The organism is Mesorhizobium sp. M0018 (genome assembly GCF_040323955.1).
Classification (GTDB): domain Bacteria; phylum Pseudomonadota; class Alphaproteobacteria; order Rhizobiales; family Rhizobiaceae; genus Mesorhizobium.
On record NZ_JAMYVL010000011.1, the window covers coordinates 141,861 to 167,968 of the forward strand.

Sequence of the window (26,108 nt, forward strand, 5' to 3'; positions counted from 1 at the left end):
AAAAGGCAGAGCGTTGAAGCTGCCGATCTCCCCTCTCGTGGGGAGATCGGTCGTCACCTCGGCTTTTGCCAATCGCCAACGCGCCGACAGTCCCAACCTCCGCCTAAATCAGCTTCTCCAGCGTGATCGGCAGATCCCGCACCCTTTTCCCGGTGGCGTGGAATACCGCGTTGGCGATCGCCGGCGCCACGCCGACGATGCCCAGCTCGCCGACCCCCTTGCCGCCCAGCACCGAGGAATGCGGATCGGGAATACCGACCGAGATCACCTCGATGTCGGGAATGTCGGCATTGGTGGCGATGAGATAGTCGGCGAGATTGTTGTTGACGATGCGCCCATGCCGGCGGTCGACGATGCCCTCCTCGAGCAGCGCCTGGCCGATGCCCATGATGATGCCGCCCTTCCATTGGCTTTCGGCGAGCTTGGGATTGTAGAGCCGGCCCGAATCCAGCGCCGACACCACGCGGGAAACGCGAACCGTGCCAAAGTCCTCGTCGACGCGGACTTCGATGAAATGCGCGCACCAGCTGTGGCGGGAATAGTCGCCCTCGGTGTGTGGCAGCGCCATGGCTATGGTGGTGTAGTTCTTGTAGCGGTCCTCGACCGTCGAATTGGCCGGCATGGTGTCGCCCTTCGCCTCGATATGCTCGCGCCCGACGCTGCTGAGCAGTTCGGCGATCGAAACCTCAGGGCCGTTGCCGCGCGGCGAGGCGATGCGGCCATTGGCGACGACGAGCGTGTTGGCCTGCAGCGCATGGAACGGCGAAGCCGGATCGCTGATGGCGAGCCCGATCAGCTGGTCGAGCGCGGCACTCGCCGCCTTGTGGACGGCGCCGGTCATCACCCCGGCCAGCCGCGAACCGCCGGTGACGCCGGCACGGGCATAGCGGGAATCGCCAAGCTTGACGACGACGTTTTCCGCCGGCACGCCCACCACCTCGGCGGCGGTCTGCGCCAGGATCGTGTAGGTGCCCTGCCCCATGTCGATCGATGAGCTTTCGACCTCGACCGAGCCGTCGGCGAGAATGCGCACGACCGCCTCGCCATAGGCGCGCCGCACCGGATAGGTGCCTGCCGCGACACCCCAGCCGATCAGCTGGTTGCCATCGCGCATCGAACGCGGCCGGGGGTTCCGCTTCGACCAGCCAAAGGCTTCGGCGCCGGCCGCGAAGGCCTCACGCAGCTGCCGTGTCGACCACGGCTTCTTCGCATGCGGATCCTGCTCGGCATAATTCCTGAGCCGGATTTCCAGCGGATCGATACCGACCTCATAGGCGAGCTCGTCGATGGCGCTTTCGATGCCGAAGGCGCTCGGGTTCTCGCCCGGCGCGCGCAATGCCCCCGGCACCACCGTGTTGACCCGCACGACGTTCTGCCGCGACGAGAAATTCGGCGTCGCGTACATGACCGAGGTGACCGAGCCGAGCGGCTCGACCCACATGCCGTCGACCGAGGTCTCGTTGACGCCGCGATGCACGATCGACTGGATCTGGCCCTCCGCGTTGGCGCCGAGCGCCACGGTCTGGCGCGTCGCCGCCCGTCCGCCATAGGCGGTGAAGGTCTGCGGCCTGGTGACCGCCAGCTTCACCGGCCGTCCCAGCATTTTCGCGGCGACTGCCGCTACAGCGCCGTAGCCATAGGCAAACGCCTTGGAGCCGAAGCCGCCGCCAATATAAGGCGAGACCAGTCGTACATTCTCGAACGGCACGCCGAACCATTCGGCATAGGTCCGCGCCATGCCGTCGAGCCATTGGCTCGGCTCCCAGACCGTCAGCTGGTCGCCCTGCCACTTTGCGATCAGGCCATGCGGCTCCATCGGCGCCTGGTATTCGCGCGGCGTGTTGTAGGCGTTGCAGATCCTGACCGGAGCCGAGGCGAACGCTGTCTCCGCCTCGCCCCATTCCTTGGTCATCGCATCGACGGGGATGCCGTCGCCGGCCTTTGGATCGCTGAGGTCGACGATCGCCGGCGCCTCGTCATAGGCGATCTTGACCAGCGCCGCGGCGGCGACCGCCTGCTCGAAACTCTCGGCCACCACCGCCGCGACATGCTGGCCGCTGAAGGTGATGTCGCGCGCCAGCGGGCAATAAGCGACGTCCGGCGGCGGCGTGCCCAGCCAGTCCGTTGCGGTTCTCAGCGGCAGGATATTGTCGGGCGTCAGCACCAGCAGCACGCCGGGCGACGCCTTGGCCGCGGCCGTGTCGATCGAACGCACCCGGCCGGCGGCAATGGTGCTCTCGACCAGCACCGCATGGGTAAGCCCCTCGAGCTGCTGCTCGACGGCGTATTTGGCGGCACCGGTGATCTTGGCCGGGCCGTCGACGCGCGACAGCCGGCCGCCGACCTGGTCGGCGAGGACGGCACCGTCCGAAGCGTCGCCGCGTTTGGCATCGCCGGGTCTTGTTCTCAACTCGTGAACGGTCATGCCGTTTCTCCCATTTTGAGGATGGCGCGGGCGACGACGCGCGGCGCCAGTTCGATCTTGTAGTGGTTGGCGCCATGGTCGACGGCGCCCTCGACGGCGAGCAGGCTGGCTTGCCTGACGACCTCCGGCTCGAGCACTTTGCCTTTCAGCGCCTCTTCGACGGCAAGGGCGCGCCATGGCTTGGTGGCGACGCCGCCAAGCGCGACGCGCAGATCGCGGATCGTCCTTCCGTCGGCCTCGAATTCGATGCCGACCGCGGCACTTGCCGCGGCGAATTCATAGGACTGGCGGTCGCGGACCTTGAGATAGGTCGAGCGGCGGGCGGCCGCCGAAGCGGGAATGCCGATCGCGGTGGTCATCTCGCCGGGCTCGATCGCATGTTCCCTTTCGGGTGTGCTGCCCGGCAACAGGAAAAAATCATCGACGGCGATCTGACGGTCGCCGAGATGGACGATCGCGTCGAAGGCGACGAGTGCAACCGCCAGGTCGCCGGGATAGGTGGCGACGCAGGCCTCGCTGGTGCCGAGCACGGCATGGCCGCGGGTGACCCCGCCGATCGCCGAGCAGCCGCTGCCGGGCGAGCGCTTGTTGCAGGCGGGGAAATTCGCCGGATCGCGGAAATAGGGGCAGCGTGTACGCTGCATCAGATTGCCGCCGATCGTCGCCATGTTGCGCAGCTGCGCCGATGCCGCCTGCCACAGCGCCTCCGAAACGGCAGGGAACCGGCTCTTGATACCGGCATGGTCGGCGACGGTGCTCATCCTGGCCAGCGCCCCGATCGTGGCGCCCCGGTCATCAACGGCAATCGTGTCCAGTCCCTTGAGATGGGTAATGTCGACCACGGTCTCGGGTTCGGCAACGCCGCATTTCGCGAGATCGACAAGCGTCGTGCCGCCGGCCAGAAGCATGACGCCGGGAAGTGCTGCTGCCTCACGGGCTGCATCGACGGAGCCGGCGCGGAGATACGAAAAGTCCCTCATGACGCGGCCTCCATGGCCGCCTGGCGCACGGCGGCGACGATATGCGGATAGGCGCCGCAGCGGCAGAGATTGCCGGCCATGTATTCGCGGATCTCCTCATCCGAGCCTGCATGGCCTTCGCGAATGCAGGCGACCGCCGACATGATCTGGCCCGGCGTGCAATAGCCGCACTGGAAGGCATCCTGTTCGAGGAAGGCGGCCTGCACCGCATGCAGCGTGCCATCCTCCCCGGCAAGCCCTTCGATGGTGGTGATGTCCCTGCTTTCAGCCTGAGTGGCAAGCGTCAGGCAGGCCAGCACGCGCTGGCCGTCGATATGAACGGTGCAGGCGCCGCACTGGCCCTGGTCGCAGCCCTTCTTGGTGCCGGTCAGCCCGAGATGGTCGCGCAAGGCGTCGAGCAGGGTAACGCGCGGTTCGACCTCCAGCTCATGTCGATGTCCGTTGATTCGAAGTTGGATTGGAGTTCGGGTTTTGCTTGTCATGGGGCGTCTGGCTCCAGTTGCTTGACGCGGGAGGGGATGATCTGGTGCCCGGCCGGCGAGCGGCAAGGTCAGCTTATGGCTAGGTGAAGGCTATCTTCCCCTTGGGGGAAGTGCCCGGCAGGGCAGAGGGGGTCGGTTCGACTTGGCGCGAGCTCCGGGGCTGCGGCTTGGGAGGTCGAAAGACGTGACATACCCGATCCCGTGATTACATGAGAAAGGCGCTCCACAATCGGAGGCGCCTCCGTTTGTTACCTAAGGGCCTGCTCCGCCCTGTTCAAGCCCCGGATCGAAAATGATCAAAATTGGAGGAAATTGGCAGGGCAGCCGGCCGTCATGTCTGGAGACAAAAAAGCACCACCGGCCCAAGCCGGTGGTGCTCTCTGAACTGTCTGTAGGGGCAGGACAGTCCAATGATCCTGAGGGGATCGTGCTCAACATGGGCTCATTTTTGCCCCACGGCATCGGCCGAACAGATGACGAGTGCCGGCCGCGAGGAAATATCCTCCGTCGTCATCCACCGGACGTCATCCACGGGCCGTGCACCGGGGGCGGGCAAGATGCCTCGCCTGCCGGAACGCCGGCCCAGATTCGATCCTGTGATTATATTTACTTGCGATTATATTTGTCGGAGACGTAACGAAGGTGGAAGCGTCTGCGTTCTTGAAACGGGGCCTGCCTATCCGGGTATGCTTCGGATCAGCACTGGAGAAAAAATTGGCCGCGGAGCCGCCCGTCATTTCTGGAGACAAAACCGAAGCCGCCGTTGCAAAGCCGCTGCGCGCCGACGCGCAGCGCAACCGCGATGCTCTGGTCGAGGTCGCGGCAAAAGCCTTTGCCGCGCAAGGCGTCGATGCCTCGCTGGAGGAGATTGCGCGCCAGGCCGGCGTCGGCATCGGCACGCTCTACCGGCATTTCCCAACCCGCGAGCACCTGGTCGAGGTGGTTTATCGGCGCGAGGTGGAAGGACTGTGCCAGGCGGCCGACGAACTCGCCCGCGATCATGCGCCCGACATGGCGCTCGAACAATGGATGCAGCGCTTCGTCGACTACATCGCCACCAAGCGCGGGCTGTCGACAAGCCTGCGCATCCTGCTCACGACCAACTCAACCCTGTTCTCCGACGTTTCCGGCAGGGTGACGCTCGCCTTGCGGCGGCTGATCGATGCCGCGGTCGCCGACGGCTCGATCCGCGGCGATGTCGATGCCTCCGACGTGCTGCATGCGCTGGGCGGCATCTATTCGGCCCCGGACACCAAGGACTGGCGCGACCGCTCGCGCCGATTGGTGTCGCTGCTGATGGATGGGCTGCGGTTTGGAGCGGCCAAATCCGGCCCATCCAAGGAATAGCGAATGCAGTGACTGTCCTTATTTCAGCGAGATGCTCATACCGCTGAGATCGGCATTGACTTGCAGGCCTACCTGCCTGCCCGTGAGTTCGAGTTGGGCACCCTTGTCATTGGTCATGACGATCACCTGGGCTCCTTTGCCGAGCGCGCCGCCACCGCCCGCTGCACCGTACACCCCCGTCACATCCCGGGCGCGGCGTATGTGGCGCACGGTACCTTTGAAATAGGTCTTGGAGGCGCCGAAGGCGAGGCCGCCCGAGATGCCGCCGACCGAGATGGGATATCGGCGACCATGGAAGGTCAGTGTGCCCTCGCCTCCGGAGCCGCCGATGAAAAAGGCCGCCTTGTAGACGGCGAAGCGGATCGTACCGCTGTCGGCATGCGCGACGCTGGCAAAGCTAACTGCCGCCGCAGCGATGACGGCAACTGCGACTGAACGAAATCTGGACGAAATCTTCATGATGAGAACTCCTCAAGATCGCCGCATGCCCAGCCGGCCGGGCACGTCGGCGTCGTATCAAAGTCATAGCTGAACAGTCTCGCCCGTCATTGGTTCCAAGCACGCGGCCTGAATCCGGCTGCGAGAAGACCGCCACGAAACGAGGCGGATGGCGAGCGTAGTCCTGGCTGTAAGAACAGTGGCCGAATGGTGGGGATGATCGTAGGTGTTGAGGCGGAATGGTATTAGTCTGCGCTGTCTGGGGTTTCGGGAGCGCGGCAAAGCAATGGACTTCAACTCACGACATGGCTACCTGCTGATCGGTGGCCTGATCCTGGTCGGCGCCGGGCTCCTGGTCGTTTCGCTGATCGTCAATCTTCGCGTGGCGCACAGTGTGCGTGACGACGTACGCCATCGTGAAAAGCTGCTGGAATATTATCGCAATATCTTTTCGCAGCTGGGCGTGATCCTGATCGGGATTGGCGTGTCCCTGTTCATCTTCTTTTTTCAGCAGAATTATCAGGACCAGCGCAAACGCGAAACGGAGCTCCAGCAGGTTCTCGCCAAACTGGCGGCGCGTGTTGCCCGCGGCAGCGCTGTCGTGGAGGCCCTCGGCGAATTCGACGCGCTGCTGGATGATGGCGGTGCCTATGTCAGTCCGGAACACGGCGGTGACAACGCCGCTGTCAGCGCCCAGGGAACGGGGCTCGCCAAGCAGGTTTCCCAGATCCTTCTGGTCGAGCGCGACGTCGATGTTCAGGGGTTCGATATTCTCAATCTGTCACGCGATTTCGAAGCATCGTTCGTCGTCAACGAGCTCAACCCAACGCTATGGTTCAACATCGTCCGGGACGAGAGCGACATCAAATATGCCACCACCCAGATCGCCCTGGATTACAAGGACCTGCAGGATGCAATCGGCGGCGAGCCGATCGAGGTTGCGATCGCCAATCCCGAAAAGGAACGGAAGATCAAGCAGGAGGTGCTCGACGTCTTTTATGATGCCGACCTCCTGCGCCAGCGCAGCAGGCGGTTTCTCGGCCGCGCGTGCTGGCTTTTCAGCAACGGGCGCGGCTTCGTCAAGCTTGCACCGGCCAATGAAATCGAAGCCGATGCGAGATCGCACCAGGAATGGCTCGACCGGTCGAAACCCTTCCTGACGCAGTTGAAGTCAGGAAGCGGCGATTGCTTCAAATTGCTCCAGTTCGGCCCGGCGCCTTTGAGTTGAGAACGAGCCAAACACTCAACGACCAGGTTCGACCCCATTGCGGACGATCAGTCAAGCGCCACAAACGCGTATGACTTCATCAGATCAAGTGTTGTCTCGGCGCGTACAGAAAGGTTGTCTGGCACCTCGATCCGAACGAGTAAAATGTCTGTTCCTTGATCAATTCCGAACAAAGCGGCAATCGGTCGGGGACCATCGAAATGCCACGATGCCCATCGCTGTGGAGATGCATCTGTATCGGTTTCTTTGAGCTCGTCTTCGAGAATCCTACGCAATCCGACATCAAGGGCCTCGCCAGCCATGTGACCGAGTTCATCGATCAGCGGGTTCCAATTAACTAGCCAGACCCAATTCTGCACCCAGGCCACCTGCTGGTCTCCAATTTGGGACGAAAGCCGACTGGTCTCGTTAGTCGGTCTTTGCATGATTTGTCGAATCCGCTATCGGCGATTCCTACCATAATAAGCTTGACTGCTTTTTGACCATCTCGGCTGTTGACGGCAGCCAGCTGATTGAATTTTGACCTAAAGCGGTCCAGCTTTTGATAGTCGCTGACCCGCTCCAAATATCTGTTTTTACGCAATTATGGACGGAAAGCCGCTCCGGACTTTCCTGGAAGTGCTCTAATCTCCCACGCGTTGCAGCGTGCCGAGATGATTGTCGTCGAGAAATTCGATGGTCATGGTTGACGCCTTGCCGTCGGGGCCGACTGCAAAGCTGACGGCCGAGGGCCTGTCCGGCATCTCGGCATCGGGGAAGGTCACGAAGAGGTCGCGGTCGAAATGCTTCAGCGAATAGGACCGCGCGCCGGCGGGCCCGACCTTGAGGACAAGGGTGTCTCCTTCGCCCGACACAATAGCTTCGCCGAAGAAGTCGTTGAAGTAACGGCCTGCATAGGCACTGGCCGGCTCGGCCGGACTTGCTGGAGAGGGCGGCGCGGCATAGGTGGCCTTGGCCGCCGCAATCACCGGGCCGAACATGCTCGCATAGATATCATTCCATGCCTTTATCTTATCCTTGCCCAGCGTTCCGTCGAAGACGAGATCGGCGAAGCTGTCGGACAGCCCGTCCGGCACGCCTGTCGGAAAGGCGTTGGCGATGACGACGATGCCAAGCTTCTCCTCGGGGAAGAGCATCACCAGACTGCGTGCGCCGGTGCTGAAGGCGCCCGCATGACCCCAGATCAGCCCGTGCCGGCCGAATTCAATATTCCAGCCGAGGCCGTAGAAGGCCTCGCCTCCGGAGACGGGATTCTTGCCGCGAGCCGTCAAGGGAATATGTGTCTGGTCCAGCGCATCGGCGGCAATGAGTCTCTTGCCGGCATAGACCCCGTTGCCGAGCACAAGGCGCATCCATTGCGAGAGGTCGCGTGCGGTGGAACTGACGCCGCCTGCTGGCGCCTGCGCATCCGGATAGCGCTGGACCTTCGCGGTCCAGGCGCCATCGATTTTGGCGTGGAGCTCGGCGCGGTTGGCGTGTTTGATGAAGTCCGAATGACGCGAGCTGGTCGAGGCCATTCCAAGCGGACGGTAGAGCTTCTCTTCGGAGACCTCTTCCCATGATTTACCCGTCGGCTTCGCGGCCGCGACGGCACCCTCGGTCAGTCCGAAATTACTGTAGGAATAGCCCGCACGAAAGCTCGATGACGGCGACACGAACCGCAGCCGGCGCAGGATCTCCGCGCGGTCATAGCCGATATCCTCGAGGTCGTCGCCGGCGGTGCCGGGAAGCCCGCTGCGGTGCGCAAACAGGTCGCGGACCGTGAGTTCGCTGGTCGGATAGGGCTGAGCGAGCCGGAAAGCCGGATCGAGGTCGGCGATCTTGGAATCCCACGAAGCGATCCCGTCGCTGACCAGCGCCGCCACGACGGTGGCGGAGACCGGCTTGGAGAGCGAGGCAATCTGGAAAACCGTGTCAGCATCGACGATCTCCGGTTTTCCGGCTTCGCGATGCCCGAACCCCTTGAGGAAGATCACCTCGTCGCCATGCACGACGCCGATGGCCAGACCGGGCACGCTACCATCCGCGACGACGCCTTCGGCCAGTAATTCGAGCTTCGCAATGGCCGCGGCGATCCGGTCGGGCGTAATGGTGTCGGCCGACGCCGCTTTCGGCGAAAGCGTAATAAGGGCGATGAAGGCCAATATCCTCCACCGGAGGTGATTCCGGTTTGTGAATAGCCGCATGCTCAGCCCCCTCCGCCTCCCCGGCGTGCACTATCGCAGGCCAACGCAGGGAAGGCCAGCCTCACGCTCGACCCACCATCCATTGACGGATGTCCGCTTCGCACCAGTCGAAATTCAGACAGCCGCGCCTGAGCTAGGATGCAGCGCGCAGGCGAAGGCGCCGCCTGCTGGCGCGGGCCTTCTCCGCCACCGCGGCGGTGATCTCGACCACGCCGTCTTCACGCGGTCTGGCGTTGGTGACCTTGTGGAGCCGCTCATAGGGCAATAGTTCCTTGACCCGGGCTTGAAGCGACGCGACTTCGGCTCGCAGATCCTCGCATTCCTGCCGCTGGACGTCGAACTGTATCTGTTCGGATGCCTGCTGCAGGGAAAGCTGCGAAAAATTCGCGCTGATTGCGGAAAGGTTCATCTTGTCGCTTTCGCTCTCCTTCGTGAGAGCGGACAATTTTTGCTCGACAATTTGCTTTTCGGCCACCGCGTCGCTCGCTTGGGCCTTGAGCCTGGCGATCTCGCTGGCGGCTTCGCTGTTGTGCTTGGAGGCGGCCTCCAGTCGCGATCGAAGATCCTCGATTTCAGAACGCAAGCCGGTCATCTCCGCGACACTGCGTGCAAGTTCGGCTTCCCTGTCACCGTCCCTGATGCGGGCCGCTTCCGTTATTTCCGATAGCTTCGCCTGCGCCATATCGAGCGATTTCTGCAGTCGCATCTCCTCTTTCTCGCTCTTGCCAAGCGCGGCCAGCAGTTCCGAAACCTGCGCGGCATCATTGGCATGGACAGTCGAGAGTTCGTCCAGCCTGTGCCGGGCCTCGGCCTCCCGTTTCAGCGCCTTGTCGAGGTCGATCGACAGGCTGACATGTTTCTCCCGCAGCATCTCGTTCTCGCGCGAGCGTCTGTTGGCCTCGACGGCTCTGGCCGAGAGTGTTTTGACAAGCTCGCCGAACTCGGCCTCGCGTTTTGCGCTCGCATTGCCTGCGACGACGAGTTCCAGCCTTGCCGCAGCCAGCGCGCCGCGAAGTGCTTCCTTGTCCTCGACCAGGCTCGCCTCGTGCTGCTGCAGGGCCTCGATAGCGCTGTCGCGCTCGCGCTGCTTTCTGGTTGCATCGTGGAGCTGTTCGGACAGCACCCTTTGCTGCGCGGTCAGGCCGGTATTTGCCAGCTCCAATTCGTTGGCGCGAAGAATGTCGCCGTGAAGCAGTTTCAGGAATTCGCCCGTCAGATGATGCGAGGTCGCGATCTCCGACAGTTTCGCATTGATCTCCCCCAGATACTCCTGCGCGTCGTGAAAGAGCCCATCGACCGCATTTAAGGCAGCCAGCCGGGTTTGCGTATGGGGGGACAGCCGTCGCGCGGTCTCCAAGGCGTCCGCATTGGCTTCGAGTTGCGAGCTGTCATCCGTTGCCGCGAGATTCTCATCCGATACCGTCTCATCCGGCACAGTGACGTCGTTCAACGGCGACTGATCGTCCACATTGAGACATTCGCTAAACGCATCCGCCAAATCGGTTTCGAGCTCCTTGAACGCTCTCTCCACTGTCTCGGCACGCTTGATCAAACCTTTGAAATTCATGACCGAATATCCCTCTCGTGCAGCGCCGGCAAGGAGCGGATTTTCAACACTTGACCCTCGCCTCCCCCGAATGCGGGTTCATCTCCTGACGTGCGCTCTGGCCGACGCACGCTAGGGACAGGCTTGGCCACTGTCCTCGTGTGTTTGAATGACGCAAAGCCGTGTTCTGCCGCGCTCCATACCCGAGGCGTTGGCACCGCTCGCAAAATGCCTACTCATTTCACCCGAAACGGATATGAAGCGGCGCAAGCCCTGAGGATCGCCTGGTGATTGTCTTGAGGACCGGCCGAGCCCTCGGTGTTCTGCAGCAGCTACAAGGTCACGGCCTAAGACGACGCGTGTCACTGCCGGGAGGCCTGACCTAATAAATGCCTGACCTAATAAATGATTGTGTTGAATACGTTTCGCTGATTAGCTGCTGTGCATAGACCAGGGACAAGACCGATAAAATGTTGTCCCGGGAGGACCGCGATGCCGGTGCTTGAGGTTCGCCACGTCTCCAAGAATTTCGGGGCTATCCAGGCCCTGACCGACGTTAGCTTCCAGGTGGAGCGAGGCGAAGTCGTTGGTCTGATGGGGGACAACGGCGCCGGCAAGTCGACGATAGTCAAGACTGTGGCCGGGAATTTTCCTCCGAGCGACGGCGAAATTGTAGTCGAGGGCGAGGTGTGCCACTTCCACCAGCCCGTGCAGGCCCGCGCCAAGGGGATCGAAGTTGTTTATCAGGACCTGGCGCTCGCCGATAACTTGACGGCCGCGCAGAACGTCTTTCTGGGGCGCGAGATCAAGAAAGGCTTCTGGCCGATCAGGATTCTTGACAAGCAGGCGATGATCGATCGCTCGGCAGCGCTGTTCAAGGAACTCAAATCGGAAACCCGGCCGCGCGACCTCGTCAGGAAGATGTCGGGTGGGCAGCGCCAGGCGGTCGCCATCGCGCGGACCCGGCTTTCAAATGCCAAGCTGGTGCTGATGGACGAACCAACGGCCGCCATCTCGGTGCGCCAGGTGGCGGAAGTACTCGAACTGATCCGACGCCTCAAAGCACAAGGAGTCGGCGTCATGCTGATCAGTCACCGAATGCCTGACGTGTTCGCCGTGGCAGATCGCATTATCGTCCTCAGGCGGGGCTCGAAAGTTGCCGACAAGCCAGCCGACAAAACATCGCCCGAGGAAATCACTGGACTGATAACGGGGGCCATCCGTGGCGAATAGTGTTCAGGAGTCAGTTGGCGTTCGGGGCTCAGTCGAAGAACATGGCCGGCCGGCCATGTCGGATTTCGTCCCGACCAAGGAAAAAACAGTTCTCCAACGTGTGATTTCAAGTCAGCCCTTCTGGGTGATGATCGCGCTCATCGCGCTCGTCATGTTGATGACTGCGATGGAGCCGAGCTTCGGCACCTCTGAAAACGTCGCCAATGTGACGCGCAACTTCGCACCTTTCGGCATCATGGCACTTGGCATGACGATCGTCATCATCACCGGCGGTATCGATCTGTCGGTCGGCTCCGTCATGGGTCTCGTGGTCATCGTCGCCGGCCTGTTCCTCACCTGGCATTATCCCTGGTACGTCGCCTTCGCCATGGGCCTTTTCTCCGGTCTGGCCTGTGGCGCGGTCAACGGATTCTTTGTCGCCTATGTCGGGATGCCGTCCTTTGTGGTCACCCTCGGCATGCTGTCCGTCGCGCGCTCGCTGGCGGTCGTATTCTCGGCCAACCAGATGCTCTACCAGTTCGGGCCCGATGCTCCGATCGTGAAGGCAATCGGTCAGTGGAAATGGCCGCGGCATGGTCCGAACGACTGGGCACCGCATTGGATACCAGAACTGTCGTCACAGTTCTGGACCATGGTGATCCTGGCCCTGATTGTCGGCTTCGTATTCAACTTCACAGCCTGGGCCAGGCATCTCTTCGCCATCGGCGGCAATGAGGAGGCGGCACGGCTCACCGGCGTTCCGGTCAACTGGATTAAATTCGAGGCCTATGTCTTCTCGGCTTTCACCGCCGCGCTCGCCTCGCTCCTGCTCCTCGGCTATAACGGCTCGGCTATAAATGCCATGGGCCAGGGCTACGAACTGCGCGTTATCGCCGCGACAGTCATTGGCGGCGCCAGCCTCATGGGCGGCGCCGGCACGGCCTTCGGTGCGATCATCGGTTCGGCCTTCCTCGAGGTGATCAGGAATGCGCTGCTGATGGCCGGCATCGATTCAAACTGGCAGGGTGCCTTCGTCGGCGCCTTCATCGTTCTTGCGGTTCTCTTGGGCATGCAAACGGGCGGCAAATCGATTCTCGCCGCGTCGCTGGCAGTCTTGATGCCCAAAAAACGCCGCTAGAAACCCGCCGGCGGGAGGCTTGCGGGACATCACACCAAGGAGGAGAACGTCACATGAAAAAACATCTGCTGACGGCCGCCGTCGCGCTTGGCGCAATGGTGCTTGCCGTTTCCGGCGCCCAGGCGAAATACACCTTCGCCCTGGTGCCGAAGAACATGAACAATCCTTTCTTCGACCAGGCACGCGACGGCTGCAAGAAAGCCGAGGCCGAATCCAATGGCGCCGTGGAGTGCATGTATATCGGCCCCGGCGAGCATGGTGGTGGCGACGAGCAGGTGCAGATCGTGCAGGATCTCGTGGCCAAGAAGGTGGACGGCATCGCCGTGTCGCCATCGAACGCCGCCGCGATGGCGGTTGCGTTGCAGGCCGCCAAGGAAGCCGGCATCCCGGTCCTCACCTGGGACTCCGATCTCCTGCCCGAAAACAAGGATCTGCGCGTTGCCTATATCGGCACGCACAATTATGAGATCGGCGAGAACCTCGCCAAGCTTGTTATGCAGATCAAGCCCAAAGGCGGCACGATCTGCATCCAGTCCGGCGGCGCCGCGGCGGCCAACCACAACGAGCGCATGCAGGGCATTCGCGATACGCTTTCGGGCACCAAATCGGCGGCCTCGCCCGGGGATCGGCTGACGGGCCAGAACGGCTGGACCGAAATCGAAGGCTGTCCGCTCTACACCAACGATGATTTCCCGCTTTCGGTGCAACAGTTCGAGGATATCATGGCGAAAAACCCGAACCTCGACGCATTCGTCCCAACCGGTGGCTTCCCGCAGTTCATTCCCGACGCCAACCGCGCCGCGGTCGCACCGTACAAGGACAAGATCGCCTCGAAAGCCCTGGCCCTTGTCGTTGCCGACACGCTTCCGGTACAGATCGACCAGATGAAGGAAGGTTTCTCCCTTGGCCAGGTCGGTCAGCGGCCGTTCGAGATGGGCTACAAGACGATGATGGCGCTGAAGGACATGAAGGAGGGCAAGGCTCCGCCGGCCGACCCGACCTACACGGGCCTCGATGTCTGCACTCCGGAGACAGCCGACACCTGCGTCGCCAAATAGCGCTTTTGGGCGGGAGGAAACTCCCGCCCTTTTCATAGGGGATCTCAATGCCGGAATTGTTCTCGCTCAAGGGCCGTGTCGCATTGGTCACGGGTGCCTCGCGTGGTCTTGGTTTTGCCATGGCCAAGGCACTTGCCGAAAACGGTGCGACGGTGATCGTCAATGCCCGCGACGTGGCCGCCCTTTCCGTGGCGGCCGAAAGGATCGGTGCAGAAGCCCTGCCGTTCGATGTCACCGACGCGGCGATCTCAAGGGCGTCGCTCGAAGGAATCGTCGAACGCCACGGCCGCCTCGATATTCTGGTCAACAACGCCGGCATCCAGCATCGGAAACCGCTGGTCGAATGGCAGGACGAGGATTTCAACCATGTGGTTGCCGTCAATCTGTCGGCTTGCTTCCGCATGATGCGCGACGCGGTGCGCCTGATGCTGCCAAACAAGTTCGGGCGCATAATAAACACCGGATCGGTCGCAGCGATCCTTGGCCGCCCCACCATTCACGCCTATGTGGCGGCAAAGGCGGGCCTGCACGGGCTGACACGCTCCACTGCCGCTGAGCTGGGCCGTCACGGCATCACCGTCAACGCCATCGCCCCCGGCTATTTCGCCACCGAGCTCAACACCGCACTTATGCACGACGAGGCCTTCACCAAATGGGTCGAGGCACGAACCCCCGCGGGCCGCTGGGCCCAGCCTGAGGAGCTCGGCGGAGCCGTGGTGTTTCTCGCCTCCGACGCTGCCGCTTACGTCAACGGGCACGTGCTGGCGGTTGACGGCGGGCTATCGGTTTCCCTGTGATTTCAACCGGCGACACCGTGCCGGGAGGGCGTGCCTGCTAGCCGCCTGAAATGACGACTTGATGCATGCGCTGCTGGCCCGGTCCCCTGCGCGGACGCCGACGCCACACGATTGGATGCCGCGCCGCATTGCAGCCGCCGACTTTCGATTCGCAACAGGTTATTTCGACGTCTGGCGGCATCGATGCTTGATGCCGCCAATATTTCATTCCACACACCGGTCACGATGAGAGACGACATACGGGATCAGCGCCGGGTATTCGGGTGGGCCTTGCCTGCCTCCGCGGTCGTGCATTTGCTCGCCGCCGCGCTTCTTTTGTCCGCACTGCCGCTGTCGTCCCCGCAGCCGCAGAAGGAGCAGCCCATCGCAGTTGATATCGTGCCGCCGCCTAAACCGCCGGAAAAAACCAAACCTCCGTCCCCCGCTGAACCGCCCAAGCCGGAAAAGCAGCCGGAAGCCAAGGTCGAGACGCCGACGAGCCGTGAGGTCACCGCGCAGAGACCTGTCTTCCAATTCGGTGAGAAGGACGCCGGTCCTCGCAAGTCTCTGGACGGCAACAGTGCGGAGGATGGTTCGGAACAACCGCCAGCGCGGCAAGATCCCAATAAACAGGACCCTGCACAGGCGCCGGACGTGACCGCGGTCGACGGCAGAGACTCGGCTCCGTCGCCTGGCGCATCCGCGCCGCCTAAGCCCAAGCCAGCGAACGTCGCCAAGGAGCAAAAACCCTTGAAGCTTCAGCAAGCCAAGACGTTGTTCTCGGAAGCAGCAACCGGTGATCCGATAGCGACAATCGCAATGGCTGCTTTGCCGCGCGGCGAACGGGTCGGGCAGCTCTGCGCCACGGAACTCGGCGGGCAGTTGCTCCACGCCTCGCCCCCCTATTTTTTTGACAGCATTCCCAAGTATCGGTTGAAGGAGGGCACGGTCCTTGACGTCGCCAGTGCACCCTTTCCCGTCAACGGGCAGTGGTACGACCTGAGCTTTCGTTGCGAGGTCGATCCGGACGCGACGAAAGTCATTTCCTTCGGCTTCCGTGTCGGAGATCCGGTGCCGCGCAGCGAATTGAAGCGTCGCGGGCTGCCGGCCGAATAACTCGCTGAGGCTAGTCGAGGCCGACGCGGGGACATCAATCCGCGAAGCAACCCGGCATCCATAAGTTAGCTTTCGCCAACGGCTCCCCGAGGTGGACGAATGCTCGCCCGCCTTGGCAATCGCTGTGTCGAGGTTTAGCTTATGCTAAGGGAGGGTTCGATGACTTCAAGTTTCAACGTTCACCATGCTGCCGGCTATGAGCAGCTCATGGGCCGCTGGAGCCAAAAGCTCGCGCCGCTGTTCATCGGTTTCGCGGGCCTCAAGGACGGCGAAAAGATCCTCGACGTCGGTTGCGGCACCGGCAGTCTGACCTTCGCGCTCGCCAAGGCCGCTGACCTCGGTGAGGTCGCGGCGATCGACTTTTCGGCCGTTTTCGTGGAGGAGGCAATCCGGCGCAACACCGATCCGCGGATAAAAATCCGTCAGGCGGATGCCTGCGCCCTGCCCTTTGAGGACGGCGCGTTCGACCGTGCCCTGGCCCTGCTCGTGCTCCATTTCGTGCCCGAAGCCGGCAAGGCAGTCGCCGAGATGCGCCGCGTCGTGCGGCCGGGCGGCGTCGTCGCGGCGACGGTATGGGACCATCTCGGCGGCATGCCGGGGATGCGCATGATGATCGACACGGTGGCGGTGCTCAGTGAAGGCGGACGCCAGCTGCGTGCCCGCTATTGCACGCAGCCGATGATGCAGCCGGGTGAAATGAAACGGACCTTTGTCGAACAGGGTCTCCGCGACGTTACGGAAACCCAGTTGATGATCCGCATGGACTACCAAAACTTCGATGATTACTGGGCGCCGATTGCCGCCGGCGAAGGGCCGCTCGGCAAGTATGTGGCCGCGCTCGACCCGGAAGAGCGGGCGCGCACCGACGCCGCCATGCGCGACGCCTACGAGGCCGGCCGGCCCGATGGCCCGAGGTCCTTTGCCAATGTCGCCTGGGCCTGCCGCGGCGTCGTTGCCTGACCTTGGCGCTAATGCATGCCGCGAAAAAAGCGCGTCGCATGAGGCCGATCGAACGCGACGCGCTTTAGCCGATCCCATAGACCAGCCCGACGCGGCCGTCCGAAAGCTGTTCGACCTTGCGCAGTTCGAGCCCACGACGATTTTTCGCCGTCCCAAACAGCGCCTTTCCGTCACCGGCGAGCAGCGGATAGACGATCAGCCTGAGTTCATCGACCAGCCCGGCATCGATAAGGCTCGCGGTAATTCGGGCGCCGCCCATAAGGTAGATGTCCTTGCCGGGCTGCTGTTTCAGCGCAGCGATATCCTCGAAATTCCGCACGAAGCGCGTCTTTGGCCAGGCCGCCGAAGTCATTGTGTTCGACAGCACATAATGCGGCGTCTGCGCGGCGAAGCGGGCCCATTCTAGCTCGGCCGGCTTCGGCAATTTGCCGGTCATCGGCAGCGGCTTGTCGGGCTCGTTCTGGATGGCGCTCCAGTAGCGCTCGTAGCCGGCATACATGACGCTGCCAAGCAGGCAGACATCGATTTGCGGCGTCAGGCCGTATTCGTCCGACCACGCGTCGACCCAATCGGCGTAACCCTCGGGCCCCTCCATCTTGCCATCGACGGAAATCTTCATTCCAGCGATCAATTTGCGCATGACTTCCTCCATCAGGCTTGCGGGATGCAAGCACGTTTCATCGGTTCAGCGTTGCTTCGTGTTGCTGGCGGCGACCTCAGGGATAGCCGCCGCGAGTTACATCAGGCCGGCAGACGGCGGTCGTATTCTTCCCGCAGGTGGCTCCAGCCGTCCCAGAACGAGGTCGGCGTCTTGCCCGCCAGGCGGGCGGCCAGCAGGTCGAGGTGGATGTGCCAGCCGGCGGTGATGTTGAGCTGGATTGCACGTTCCGGCAGGCGGCGATGAACGACGGTGAGCAGCACATCGCTACCCTTCGCCTCCAGCAAGAAGGAGACGCCGCCGGTGTTTCCCCAGGTGATGGAAAGCTTGGACGGCGGATCGAGTTCGGTGATCCGGCCCTCCATACGATGCTCTTCGGGAAAGCCCGCGGGGCGCTGGCCAGGCGGGTCCGTCAGCTCGTCGTTACGCCAGACCAATTCGAACGAGCTGCCGGCCTTCAGTTCCATCTGGCCCGCGGCCATCCATTGCCGGCGCAAGTCACTCTCGGTGAGATAGGCCCAGACGCGCTCGATGGGGCCGGGCAAGAGGCGCTGGATGGTGAACGTGGCGGGCTCGCTCAGCTCGCCATAGGCGTCGATGCTTCTCATCTGGTTCATTGCTCGTCTCCTTCATTCGGGTTGGGCGATTTCCTGGACTCATCCTGGGCTTTGCGTGCGTCCTCTTCGCGAAGAAGGCGTTCGAGAACATCGAGACGACCGGTCCAGAAGCGCTCGTAGAAGCTGAGCCACTGATGGGCGCTGGCCAGCGGTCCAGGGGCTAGTCGGCACAGATGCGTGCGGCCCCTCACCTCTCGACGAATAAGCCCTGCGTTCTCCAGCGCCTTGATGTGCTTGGAGGCCGCCGCGAGCGACATCGCGAAGGGTTCCGCCAGCTGGCTTACCGTTTTCTCGCCATCGGCGAGATCGCGAAGCATGTGCCGCCGGGTGGCGTCGCCAAGGGCGTGAAAAACCGCGTCCATCTGGGGTGTCTCTAATTCAACCATGTAGTTGAATATAGACGCGCGCTTTGAGATAGTCAACCATTTGGTTGAATAATTTATGCGAAGCGCCGCGGGGCCGCTTGCGCCACCGAGCGCGTCGACGTGACGGGAGATAGGGACGCGCCCCGCGACAGTAAGGGCGAGGCCCTTATTTGCCGTCGAAGAAACTTTGGATCGCGGCTTCCAGCTTTTCGATAAGCTGAGGGTTGTGGCAGCTGCCAGCCCAGATCAGGGCGTTTAGCCTCATCTCTTTGTTGATAAAGCTCACTTTCCCAGAATCCAGCAGGTATTCCGCGATCTCGTAGTGCCGCCCCTTGATAGCCTCGATGAGCGCGTTGTTTCTCCCCGTCTTGTCGGTCAGATTTACTTCCGCGCCATTCTCCACGAGCAACTTGACGACTTCGAGATGCCCGTTCTTCGCCGCCTCGATAAGAGCCGTTCTGCCGTAGTAGTCAGCTCGCGCGTTGATCTCTATTTGGGGGTGTCTCACGAGGACTGAGATACACGCGTAATGTCCCTTGGCCGACGCAAGGCTCAAGGGCGTGCTCTTCCACTTGTTTCTGGCATTCACGTCGATTTCCGGGTCTTCGATCAGCGCCTCCACCACAGCTGTGCGGCCATTGAGGGCTGAAAGGTGAAGTGCAGACCAGCCGCCGTCGTCCGACTGATTGATGTCGGCGCCAGCCGCCAATTCCGATCGAACCGCCTCCGCATCGCCTTGTTCTGCCGCGACCAGCAGGGGCGACCAGTCTCTTGCCCCTTCGGCTTCCAAGCTGTTGGTCAACGCAGTCGCCTCCTCGGATCGTCCACAGAATACCACAGAATCCGCGATAGTGGGGTCGTCCTGTATAGAGTTCCCTGGAGTCCGTGGGTCGCAGAGAGCTGTCGGCCCGAAGCGGAGGATCAGCGCTTCACGTCCGTCTCCTCACATTCTCCTGATATCGACTGGCTTTGGCGGCCATTCAGACTAGATAGAGCCTGCGCCGGGCGGAACGATGCAGAAGGACCTGAACATGCCTGAACAGATTACACTGAATAGACCTGAACAAATCAGATTGAACGACGGCTCCGCCATTCCGCAAATCGGCCTCGGCGTGTGGCAGGTCGATCCAGCCATCACCGCCAAGGTGGTGCGCTGGGGAATCGAGGCCGGCTACAGGCTGATCGACACCGCCGAAGGCTATCAGAACGAGGAAGGTGTCGGGCAGGCGATCCGCTCGGCCGGCGTCCCGGGAAGCGAGTTGTTCATCACCTCGAAACTGCGCAATGGCGCGCATCAGCGCGACGCCGCCTTGCGCGCCTTCGACGAGACGATGAGCAAGCTCGGCATCGAACAGATCGACCTGTTCCTGATCCATTGGCCGGTGCCCAGCCAGGACAGATATGTCGAGGCCTGGAAGACGCTGATCGAACTCAGGCAATCAGGCCGGATCAAGTCGATCGGCGTTTCGAATTTCAACCAGGACCACCTCGAACGGATCATCGGCGAGACCGGCGTCACGCCGACCGTCAACCAGATCGAGCTCCACCCCCGCTTCCAGCAGCGTGACAAACGTGAATTCCACGACAGGCACAACATCCGCATTGAGAGCTGGAGCCCGCTGGGCAGCGGCCGGCTGTTGAGCGATCCGACGCTTGAAAGTATCGCCAGGAAACACGGCAAGTCGGTGGCGCAGACGATCGTCAGGTGGCACCTTCAGGAAGGGCTGATCGTCATTCCAAAGTCGATCCACCAGGACCGCATCGCCGCCAATTTCGATGTCTTCGATTTCGAGTTGGAAGCGAAGGACCTCGAGCTTATCCGGGGCATGGATTCGCCCGACGGCCGCACCGGCCCGAACCCCGCCACGGCCGCATTCCTGTTCTAACGAGGCGGGCCAACCGGGACGTTGGCATTCCTTCACACCCCCTCTGTCCTGCCGGACATCTCCCCTTCAAGGGGGGAGATCGGCAGCTTCAATAGCCGCGCCCTTCTTGCAGCGTCGGAGATTAGCGAAGGCCGCGATGAGGGCCAATCCCCCCTTGTGGGGGAGATGTCCGGCAGGACAGAGGGAGGCGTTGTCCCGCCAGCGATCAAAACTACCTTCCCGCTAGCTCATATCCCGGAGCCATCCACCAGCGGCACATCTTCGCCCTCCCAGGGGCTCGGCATCGATCCCTTGCTGAGATTGGCCGACGGCAGCGGCATCCAGCACTTCAGTTCGGGTTCGGCATATTCGACGATGCGTCCTGGAGACGAGTCGGAGGCGCGCCAGCCTTCGCTGCCGAACTGATCGGCGCGGGCCCAGTAAGCCATGTCGACCTCGGCCGGACCCTGCTCGGACGGCCGAACCGTGACAAGGATTCTGCTGCCGTCCCTTGGCGCGCTCGACATGTGGCGCCACTGACCGGGCTCGTCCATTGCATTTCCTCCTGCGATCTTCGCCTCGAACGGATAGTCGCTTCGCGTTCGGAAGTGGTCAACCTGAACTTTTTTTGCCTGAGACAAAACCCCTGTCCGGTCGTCGCGGAACAAGTCATGGCACGCCGGGTTTGGGCAAGTTGTTGAAGGAAGCAAAATGAGACCAGCGCCGCGACCCATCCTTACCATTATTGCATGGCAGGCCGCGTCTTTCGTTCGCAACCCGGTCCGGTCGCAATGAGGCAGGCCGGTTCCGATCATTCCATCCCACCGAAGGAGGGCAAGGGCGGCATAGGACGAGCGCTCGGCCTCGGCCTGATAACAGGGGCGGCCGACGACGATTGTTCCGCTATAGGCACCTATGCAAGTGCCGGCGCCCGTTTCGGACCCGACCTGCTCTGGACGGCCCCGGTGACGTTGCCGATGATGTACGCGGTTGTCTATCTGTCGTCGAAGCTCGGCCAGGTGTCGGGGCGCGGATTGTTCCACGTCATCAAGGACTTCTACCCGCGGTGGCTGCTCTGGTCGGTGCTGTTGGGTGTGCTCGTCGGCAACACCATCGAGGCAGCGGCGGATCTTGGTGGAATGGCGGCGGCGATCAACATATTCGTGCCGCTTCCCATTCCGCTGATCGTGCTGTTCGTCGCCGCCCTCATCTTCGCCCTCCAGGTTTTCGGCTCCTATACTTTGATCCGCAACATCTTTCGCTGGCTGGCGCTGGCGCTGCTCGCCTATGTCGGTGCCGCCATTCTGGCCAAGCCGGACGCCGCGGCGGTGCTGCGCGGGACGTTGCTCCCCAGGATCGAATTCAATCGCGAGTTCCTGTCGATCCTGGTCGCCATCATCGGCACGACGCTGTCCGCCTATCTCTATACGTGGCAGTCCAATGAGGAGGTGGAGGAGGAGATTGCCCAGGGGCGCACAACGCTCAGCCAAAGGAAGGGCGCTACCGAGAGCGAACTCCGCCGCTCGCGCCGGGACATCCTCATCGGCATGATGTTTTCAAATCTCATCATGTATTTCATCATCCTGTCGACGGGGGCGACGCTCTACAAGGCGGGGCATCACGATATCGACACGGCCGCGCAAGCCGCGGAGGCGCTGCGGCCGCTCGCCGGCCAGGCCGCAAGCGTTCTGTTCGCCGCAGGTGTGATCGGCGTCGGTTTCCTAGCGGTTCCTGTCATGACCACCGGCGCTGCCTATGACGTGGCACAAGCCATCGGCTGGAAAAACAGCCTGCACGCCCGGGCTCGAGAGGCGCCCAAATTTTACCTCGCCATCGGATTTTTTACGGCGATCGCCGCTGGCCTGAACTTTCTCGGCTTCAATCCGATGAAGGCGCTGGTCTGGTCCGGCATCGTTCAAGGCTTCTCGACACCGCCCTTGCTGCTGCTCATCATGCTGATGACGAACAGCCGCAGGATCATGGGCGATCAGGTTAACAGCCGCAGCACCAACATACTCGGCTGGGCAACGACCGTCGCCATCTTCTCGGCGACGATCGGCCTGGTGGCAACCTGGTTCATGTAAATCCGGCAGGACAAGGGACGCCGCCAGTTGGACTACCCGTTCCCGCTTGCGGATTGCCCCAGCTTTGCCGGCCTTGGAAACTCCACAACATCTCCCACCGGCCGCTTGTATTGCGCTGCGACAATTGCATCGATCAGGAGATCCAGAGCCGCACGAGCCGTGCGGCTCGTCTCGTCCTCGCCGCTCAAATAGTGGCAGGCTCGTTCAAGGTGCAGGTGTGCGGCGGCAAAGTCGCTTGTCATAGGCATCTCCCTGTTGCCCGCCCGCCGGCAAGATGACCGCCTCGATTTAGCTAAAAGCAAATATCCACAGCCGGATTTGAATCAAATTGGCCTGACTCACTGCATGCCGCGGAGCCACTCCAGCGCCGTGGCCTGTGCCTCGCTTGCATCCTCCCCGAGGACCGCTAGGCCGTCGAGGATCGTGGTATCGGGACATAGTTCCTCGACGTCGCGCCGGGAGCGTCCGAGGGCGACTTGCCTTATATGTCCGGCCGGTTCATGCGCTCTGCCCGACGCGCTGCGCCATCGCGGCTGAAGGCGCTGTGGCGGGTTTTCAGCGCGCTGCGGCGCATTGAATGAACCAATTGTGGGCGATGTGCCGCAAACTCCGTTCGCCCAATGCGCTACTTTTGAAATTTTCTCACTCTCTTAATTCTACAAACTCTCTAGATTTAACATAGATCGCTAGACCCAAGATCTTAAAATAGAGCGCTTGAGAGGGAGCCAGGAATGTCGAAAAAGCTCGTGGTGGGGCTGTCGGGCAATTTGACCCGGCCCTCGAAGACCAAGGCGTTCGTCAGCCACATCGTCGGGCAGGCCGCCGAAAGCATCGGCGCGGCCTCGGCCGTCTTCGATATCGAGGATCTCGGCGCTTCCCTGCCGCAGGCAAGGCGCCTCGGCGACCTCGACCCGGTGGCGCGCAACATTGTCGAACGGCTGCTGGGCGCCGACATCCTGGTGGCCGGCTCGCCGACTTTCAAAGGCAGCTATACCGGGCTTTTCAAGCATTTCTTCGACCTGCTCGATCCGTCGTCGCTGAGGGGCAAGCCCGTCATTCTCGCCGCGACCGGCGGCGGCGAGCGCCATTCGCTGATCGTCGAGCACCAGTTGCGGCCGCTGTTCGGCTTCTTCGAGGCGCTGACCGTGCCGACCGCGATCTACGCCTCCGACAAGGATTTTGCCAATGGCGTGCTGGTGTCGGAAGCCATCCACGCCCGCGCCCGGCAGGCGGTCGCCGAGGCATGCCGTGTAACCGGGGTGCCCTACGGCGTCGGCCTTGCCGCCTGAACGCACCACTGACCCGAGATCCCCTTTCCGATCCGTCCAGGAGCACGCCGCGATGACCAGATCCACCAAATCCAGGCAAATCAAACTGGGCGCTTTCCTGCCCGGCGGCGGACAGCATATCGCCGCCTGGCGCCACCCCGAGGCGCCGGCCGACGGCGCCACCAATTTCGAGTTCCACAAGCAGCTCGCCCTGACCGCCGAGCGCGGCCTGTTCGACGCCTATTTCCTCGCCGACAATCTGACGGTCGGCCTCGGCGCGCGTGAAGGCGGCAATGCCAAGATCGCCGGCTTCGAGCCAGTGACGCTGTTTGCAGCGCTGGCGCCGCTCACCACGCATCTCGGCTTCATCGCTACCGCCTCGACCACCTACGAGGAGCCCTACACGCTCGCCCGCAAATTCGCCTCGCTCGATCATCTGTCGAACGGCCGCGCCGGCTGGAACGTCGTCACCTCGGCCGGCGACGAAACCGCGCGCAACTTCAATCGCGAGACGCAGCCTGCCCACGCCGAGCGCTATGCCCGCGCGCATGAGCACGTCGAGACGGTCAAGGCGCTGTGGGACAGCTGGGAGGACGATGCCTTCATCCGCGACAAGAAATCGGGGCGCTTCTACGACAAGGACAAGCTCCACGACATCGACCACAAGGGCGCGCATTTCAGCGTGAAAGGGCCGCTCAACGTGCCGCGCCCGGTGCAGGGGCATCCGGTCGTGGTGCAGGCGGGGCAATCGGAAGACGGTCGCAAGCTCGCCGCCCACTCGGCGGAAGTCATCTTCACCGCCCATCAGAACCTGGCGTCGGCGCAGGAATTCTATCGCGATATCAAGGCGCGCGTGACGGCCGCCGGCCGCAATCCCGAGCAGGTGCTGATCATGCCGGGCGTGGCACCCTTCGTCGGCCGCACCGAAGAAGAAGCGCGCGCCAAGTACCAGCAGCTGAACGATCTCATCCTGCCCGAAGACGGCGTCGCCCTGCTCAACGGGCTGGCCGGCCAGACGCTCGACATCACCGGCTATCCGCTCGATGGACCGCTGCCGCCGAGCAAGGAGACCGAAGGCATGAAGAGCCGCCAGGCGCTGATCCGCCAGATTGCCGACGAGCACAACTTCACCATCCGACAGCTTTACCAATGGGTGGCAACGGCCCGCGGCCATTATACCGTCATCGGCAGCGCCACGCAGGTCGCCGATCAGCTGGAGGAATGGTTCGGCAACGAAGCCGCCGACGGCTTCAACATCCTGCCGCCCTGGCTGCCCGGCGGGCTCGACGACTTCGTCGAGCTGGTGATCCCCGAACTGCAGCGCCGCGGCCTGTTCCGCACCGCCTATGAAGGCAGGACCCTGCGCGAGAACCTCGGCCTCAGGCGGCCGGAAAACCCCTGGACCGCCGCCCGCTCGGCGGTGCTGGCCGCCGAATAATCCCGAGAAGCCCGATATTTTCCAAGCAGGAGGCAACCCGATGACCTTGCAGCACATCGAACAGGCCGCCAGCCTCGGCACGCCTGACAGCACGACAAGCCTCGGCACGGACTTCCTGCGCCTCGGTGGCCGGGCGGGCATCCGCTTCCTGTCGCGCTACGGCGTCCTCATCGCTTTCCTCGCAATCTGGCAAGTGTCGAGCAGCGCGGGCTGGGTCGACGCGGCCGTGCTGCCGCCGATCGACATGATTGTCGCGGCACTTTGGAAGGGGCTGGTCGGCGGCACTCTGCTCGGCGACATCGCCATCAGCCTGCAGCGCGCCGGTCTCGCTTTCGCGGCCGCCGTGCTGGTCGCCATCCCACTTGGCCTGTTCATGGGTCAGGTGCGCACGGTCGAAACCGCGCTCGATCCCATCCTGCAGGTTTTCCGCCAGACCTCGGCGCTGGCGCTCTATCCCGTATTTATCCTGCTGCTTGGGCTCGGCGAGGCCTCCAAGGTGTTCGTCATCTTCTGGGCGACGCTGTTCCCGTTGCTGCTCAACACCATCGGCGGCGTCAAGCAGGTCGATCCGAAACTGCTGGAGATGGCCCGCGTCTACGGTGCCAGGCAGCTCACCGTCTTCCGTCGCGTCGTGCTGCCCGGCGCCGTGCCGTCGATCTTCGTTGGGCTTAGGCTCAGCGCCACCACGGCGCTGCTGCTGTTGATCGCTTCCGAAATGATCGGCGCAAACAAGGGCATCGGCTTCCAGGTGATGAACGCGCAATACAATTTCCAGATCCCGCTGATGTTTGCGGCAATCGTCATCCTCGCCGGCCTCGGCCTGATTGCAAACCAGGCGCTGGTCAGCCTGCAGCGTCGGCTCTGCCGCTGGAGCAATGCCGTCGACTGACCACCCGCCCTTACCAATCTCAACCAGGCCAG

25 protein-coding genes are annotated in these 26,108 nt (G+C 62.5%); 13 read left to right on the forward strand and 12 right to left on the reverse strand.

Annotation, left to right across the window (positions count from 1 at the left end; all coding sequences use genetic code 11):
• Positions 1-103: 103 nt before the first annotated feature.
• Genes NKJ81_RS17650 through NKJ81_RS17660 form a run of 3 tightly spaced genes read right to left on the reverse strand, consistent with a single transcriptional unit; the run spans position 104 to position 3,887 of the window.
• Positions 104-2,425 carry a xanthine dehydrogenase family protein molybdopterin-binding subunit gene (locus NKJ81_RS17650; protein WP_352541191.1) on the reverse strand — a complete coding sequence of 774 codons (2,322 nt, stop codon included), beginning with the start codon at positions 2,423-2,425 and terminating at the stop codon, positions 104-106.
• Positions 2,422-3,405 carry an FAD binding domain-containing protein gene (locus NKJ81_RS17655; protein WP_352541192.1) on the reverse strand — a complete coding sequence of 328 codons (984 nt, stop codon included), beginning with the start codon at positions 3,403-3,405 and terminating at the stop codon, positions 2,422-2,424. The genes NKJ81_RS17650 and NKJ81_RS17655 overlap by 4 nt, the downstream gene beginning before the upstream one ends.
• Positions 3,402-3,887 (reverse strand): (2Fe-2S)-binding protein, encoded by a 486-nt coding sequence (locus NKJ81_RS17660; RefSeq protein WP_352451438.1) that lies wholly within the window; start codon positions 3,885-3,887, stop codon positions 3,402-3,404. Before NKJ81_RS17660 ends, NKJ81_RS17655 begins: the two co-directional genes overlap by 4 nt.
• Positions 3,888-4,601: 714 nt before the next feature.
• On the opposite strand from NKJ81_RS17660, the gene NKJ81_RS17665 reads away from it, so the two are divergent.
• Positions 4,602-5,234 carry a TetR/AcrR family transcriptional regulator gene (locus NKJ81_RS17665; RefSeq protein WP_023677324.1) on the forward strand — a complete coding sequence of 211 codons (633 nt, stop codon included), beginning with the start codon at positions 4,602-4,604 and terminating at the stop codon, positions 5,232-5,234.
• 18 nt (positions 5,235-5,252) lie between these two features.
• Here NKJ81_RS17665 and NKJ81_RS17670 read toward each other — a convergent pair whose 3' ends face one another.
• Positions 5,253-5,693, reverse strand: coding sequence for a lipid-binding SYLF domain-containing protein (locus tag NKJ81_RS17670; RefSeq protein WP_352451439.1), 441 nt, complete (start codon positions 5,691-5,693; stop codon positions 5,253-5,255).
• A gap of 265 nt (positions 5,694-5,958) precedes the next feature.
• Here NKJ81_RS17670 and NKJ81_RS17675 point away from each other — a divergent pair, with 265 nt between their 5' ends.
• The gene (locus NKJ81_RS17675) at positions 5,959-6,900 is read left to right on the forward strand and encodes a hypothetical protein (RefSeq protein ID WP_352541193.1); all 942 of its coding nucleotides are present in this window, start codon (positions 5,959-5,961) and stop codon (positions 6,898-6,900) included.
• Positions 6,901-6,947: 47 nt separating this feature from the next.
• On the opposite strand, the gene NKJ81_RS17680 is transcribed toward NKJ81_RS17675, so the two are convergent.
• From NKJ81_RS17680 to NKJ81_RS17690, 3 genes are all read right to left on the reverse strand, one after another.
• Positions 6,948-7,268, reverse strand: coding sequence for a hypothetical protein (locus NKJ81_RS17680; RefSeq protein ID WP_352541194.1), 321 nt, complete (start codon positions 7,266-7,268; stop codon positions 6,948-6,950).
• A gap of 255 nt (positions 7,269-7,523) precedes the next feature.
• Positions 7,524-9,086, reverse strand: a complete 1,563-nt coding sequence (locus NKJ81_RS17685; RefSeq protein WP_352541195.1) for a serine hydrolase — start codon at positions 9,084-9,086, stop codon at positions 7,524-7,526.
• A gap of 133 nt (positions 9,087-9,219) precedes the next feature.
• Positions 9,220-10,653, reverse strand: coding sequence for a coiled-coil domain-containing protein (locus NKJ81_RS17690; RefSeq protein ID WP_352541196.1), 1,434 nt, complete (start codon positions 10,651-10,653; stop codon positions 9,220-9,222).
• Positions 10,654-11,124: 471 nt separating this feature from the next.
• Between NKJ81_RS17690 and NKJ81_RS17695 the strand changes: the two genes are divergently transcribed.
• From NKJ81_RS17695 to NKJ81_RS17720, 6 genes are all read left to right on the forward strand, one after another.
• Positions 11,125-11,865 (forward strand): ATP-binding cassette domain-containing protein, encoded by a 741-nt coding sequence (locus NKJ81_RS17695; RefSeq protein WP_254819718.1) that lies wholly within the window; start codon positions 11,125-11,127, stop codon positions 11,863-11,865.
• A gap of 55 nt (positions 11,866-11,920) precedes the next feature.
• Positions 11,921-12,982 (forward strand): ABC transporter permease, encoded by a 1,062-nt coding sequence (locus NKJ81_RS17700; RefSeq protein ID WP_352489990.1) that lies wholly within the window; start codon positions 11,921-11,923, stop codon positions 12,980-12,982.
• A 53-nt stretch (positions 12,983-13,035) separates the two neighbouring features.
• Complete coding sequence (locus NKJ81_RS17705) at positions 13,036-14,040, forward strand: sugar-binding protein (protein WP_352489989.1); 1,005 nt, start codon at positions 13,036-13,038, stop codon at positions 14,038-14,040.
• 47 nt (positions 14,041-14,087) lie between these two features.
• On the forward strand, positions 14,088-14,837 hold the full coding sequence (locus NKJ81_RS17710) for a glucose 1-dehydrogenase (protein WP_352489988.1): 750 nt from the start codon (positions 14,088-14,090) through the stop codon (positions 14,835-14,837).
• A 183-nt stretch (positions 14,838-15,020) separates the two neighbouring features.
• Positions 15,021-15,932, forward strand: coding sequence for a DUF930 domain-containing protein (locus tag NKJ81_RS17715; protein ID WP_352541197.1), 912 nt, complete (start codon positions 15,021-15,023; stop codon positions 15,930-15,932).
• A 159-nt stretch (positions 15,933-16,091) separates the two neighbouring features.
• Positions 16,092-16,892, forward strand: a complete 801-nt coding sequence (locus NKJ81_RS17720) for a class I SAM-dependent methyltransferase (RefSeq protein WP_352501257.1) — start codon at positions 16,092-16,094, stop codon at positions 16,890-16,892.
• A gap of 64 nt (positions 16,893-16,956) precedes the next feature.
• On the opposite strand, the gene NKJ81_RS17725 is transcribed toward NKJ81_RS17720, so the two are convergent.
• The 4 genes from NKJ81_RS17725 to NKJ81_RS17740 form a co-directional block, all read right to left on the reverse strand.
• The gene (locus NKJ81_RS17725; protein ID WP_352541198.1) at positions 16,957-17,532 is read right to left on the reverse strand and encodes a dihydrofolate reductase family protein; all 576 of its coding nucleotides are present in this window, start codon (positions 17,530-17,532) and stop codon (positions 16,957-16,959) included.
• A 101-nt stretch (positions 17,533-17,633) separates the two neighbouring features.
• Positions 17,634-18,167: an SRPBCC family protein gene (locus NKJ81_RS17730; RefSeq protein ID WP_352501259.1), complete on the reverse strand. Its 534-nt coding sequence runs from the start codon at positions 18,165-18,167 to the stop codon at positions 17,634-17,636.
• Complete coding sequence (locus NKJ81_RS17735) at positions 18,164-18,553, reverse strand: ArsR/SmtB family transcription factor (protein ID WP_352501433.1); 390 nt, start codon at positions 18,551-18,553, stop codon at positions 18,164-18,166. Before NKJ81_RS17735 ends, NKJ81_RS17730 begins: the two co-directional genes overlap by 4 nt.
• A 145-nt stretch (positions 18,554-18,698) precedes the next feature.
• Positions 18,699-19,334, reverse strand: a complete 636-nt coding sequence (locus NKJ81_RS17740) for an ankyrin repeat domain-containing protein (RefSeq protein ID WP_352541199.1) — start codon at positions 19,332-19,334, stop codon at positions 18,699-18,701.
• 229 nt (positions 19,335-19,563) lie between these two features.
• Between NKJ81_RS17740 and NKJ81_RS17745 the strand changes: the two genes are divergently transcribed.
• The gene (locus NKJ81_RS17745) at positions 19,564-20,418 is read left to right on the forward strand and encodes an aldo/keto reductase (protein WP_352501260.1); all 855 of its coding nucleotides are present in this window, start codon (positions 19,564-19,566) and stop codon (positions 20,416-20,418) included.
• Between the two features lie 227 nt (positions 20,419-20,645).
• On the opposite strand, the gene NKJ81_RS17750 is transcribed toward NKJ81_RS17745, so the two are convergent.
• Positions 20,646-20,951, reverse strand: coding sequence for a hypothetical protein (locus tag NKJ81_RS17750; protein ID WP_023677305.1), 306 nt, complete (start codon positions 20,949-20,951; stop codon positions 20,646-20,648).
• Between the two features lie 237 nt (positions 20,952-21,188).
• Between NKJ81_RS17750 and NKJ81_RS17755 the strand changes: the two genes are divergently transcribed.
• The 4 genes from NKJ81_RS17755 to NKJ81_RS17770 all read left to right on the forward strand — a co-directional run bounded on the left by NKJ81_RS17755 (position 21,189) and on the right by NKJ81_RS17770 (position 26,076).
• Entirely contained in the window at positions 21,189-22,481 is a 1,293-nt protein-coding gene (locus NKJ81_RS17755) for an Nramp family divalent metal transporter (protein ID WP_352541200.1), read from the forward strand.
• A 731-nt stretch (positions 22,482-23,212) separates the two neighbouring features.
• Entirely contained in the window at positions 23,213-23,770 is a 558-nt protein-coding gene (gene msuE / locus NKJ81_RS17760) for an FMN reductase (RefSeq protein WP_352541201.1), read from the forward strand.
• Between the two features lie 52 nt (positions 23,771-23,822).
• On the forward strand, positions 23,823-25,187 hold the full coding sequence (locus NKJ81_RS17765) for an LLM class flavin-dependent oxidoreductase (RefSeq protein ID WP_352541202.1): 1,365 nt from the start codon (positions 23,823-23,825) through the stop codon (positions 25,185-25,187).
• A gap of 40 nt (positions 25,188-25,227) precedes the next feature.
• Positions 25,228-26,076, forward strand: coding sequence for an ABC transporter permease (locus NKJ81_RS17770; protein WP_352541203.1), 849 nt, complete (start codon positions 25,228-25,230; stop codon positions 26,074-26,076).
• Positions 26,077-26,108 lie beyond the last annotated feature (32 nt).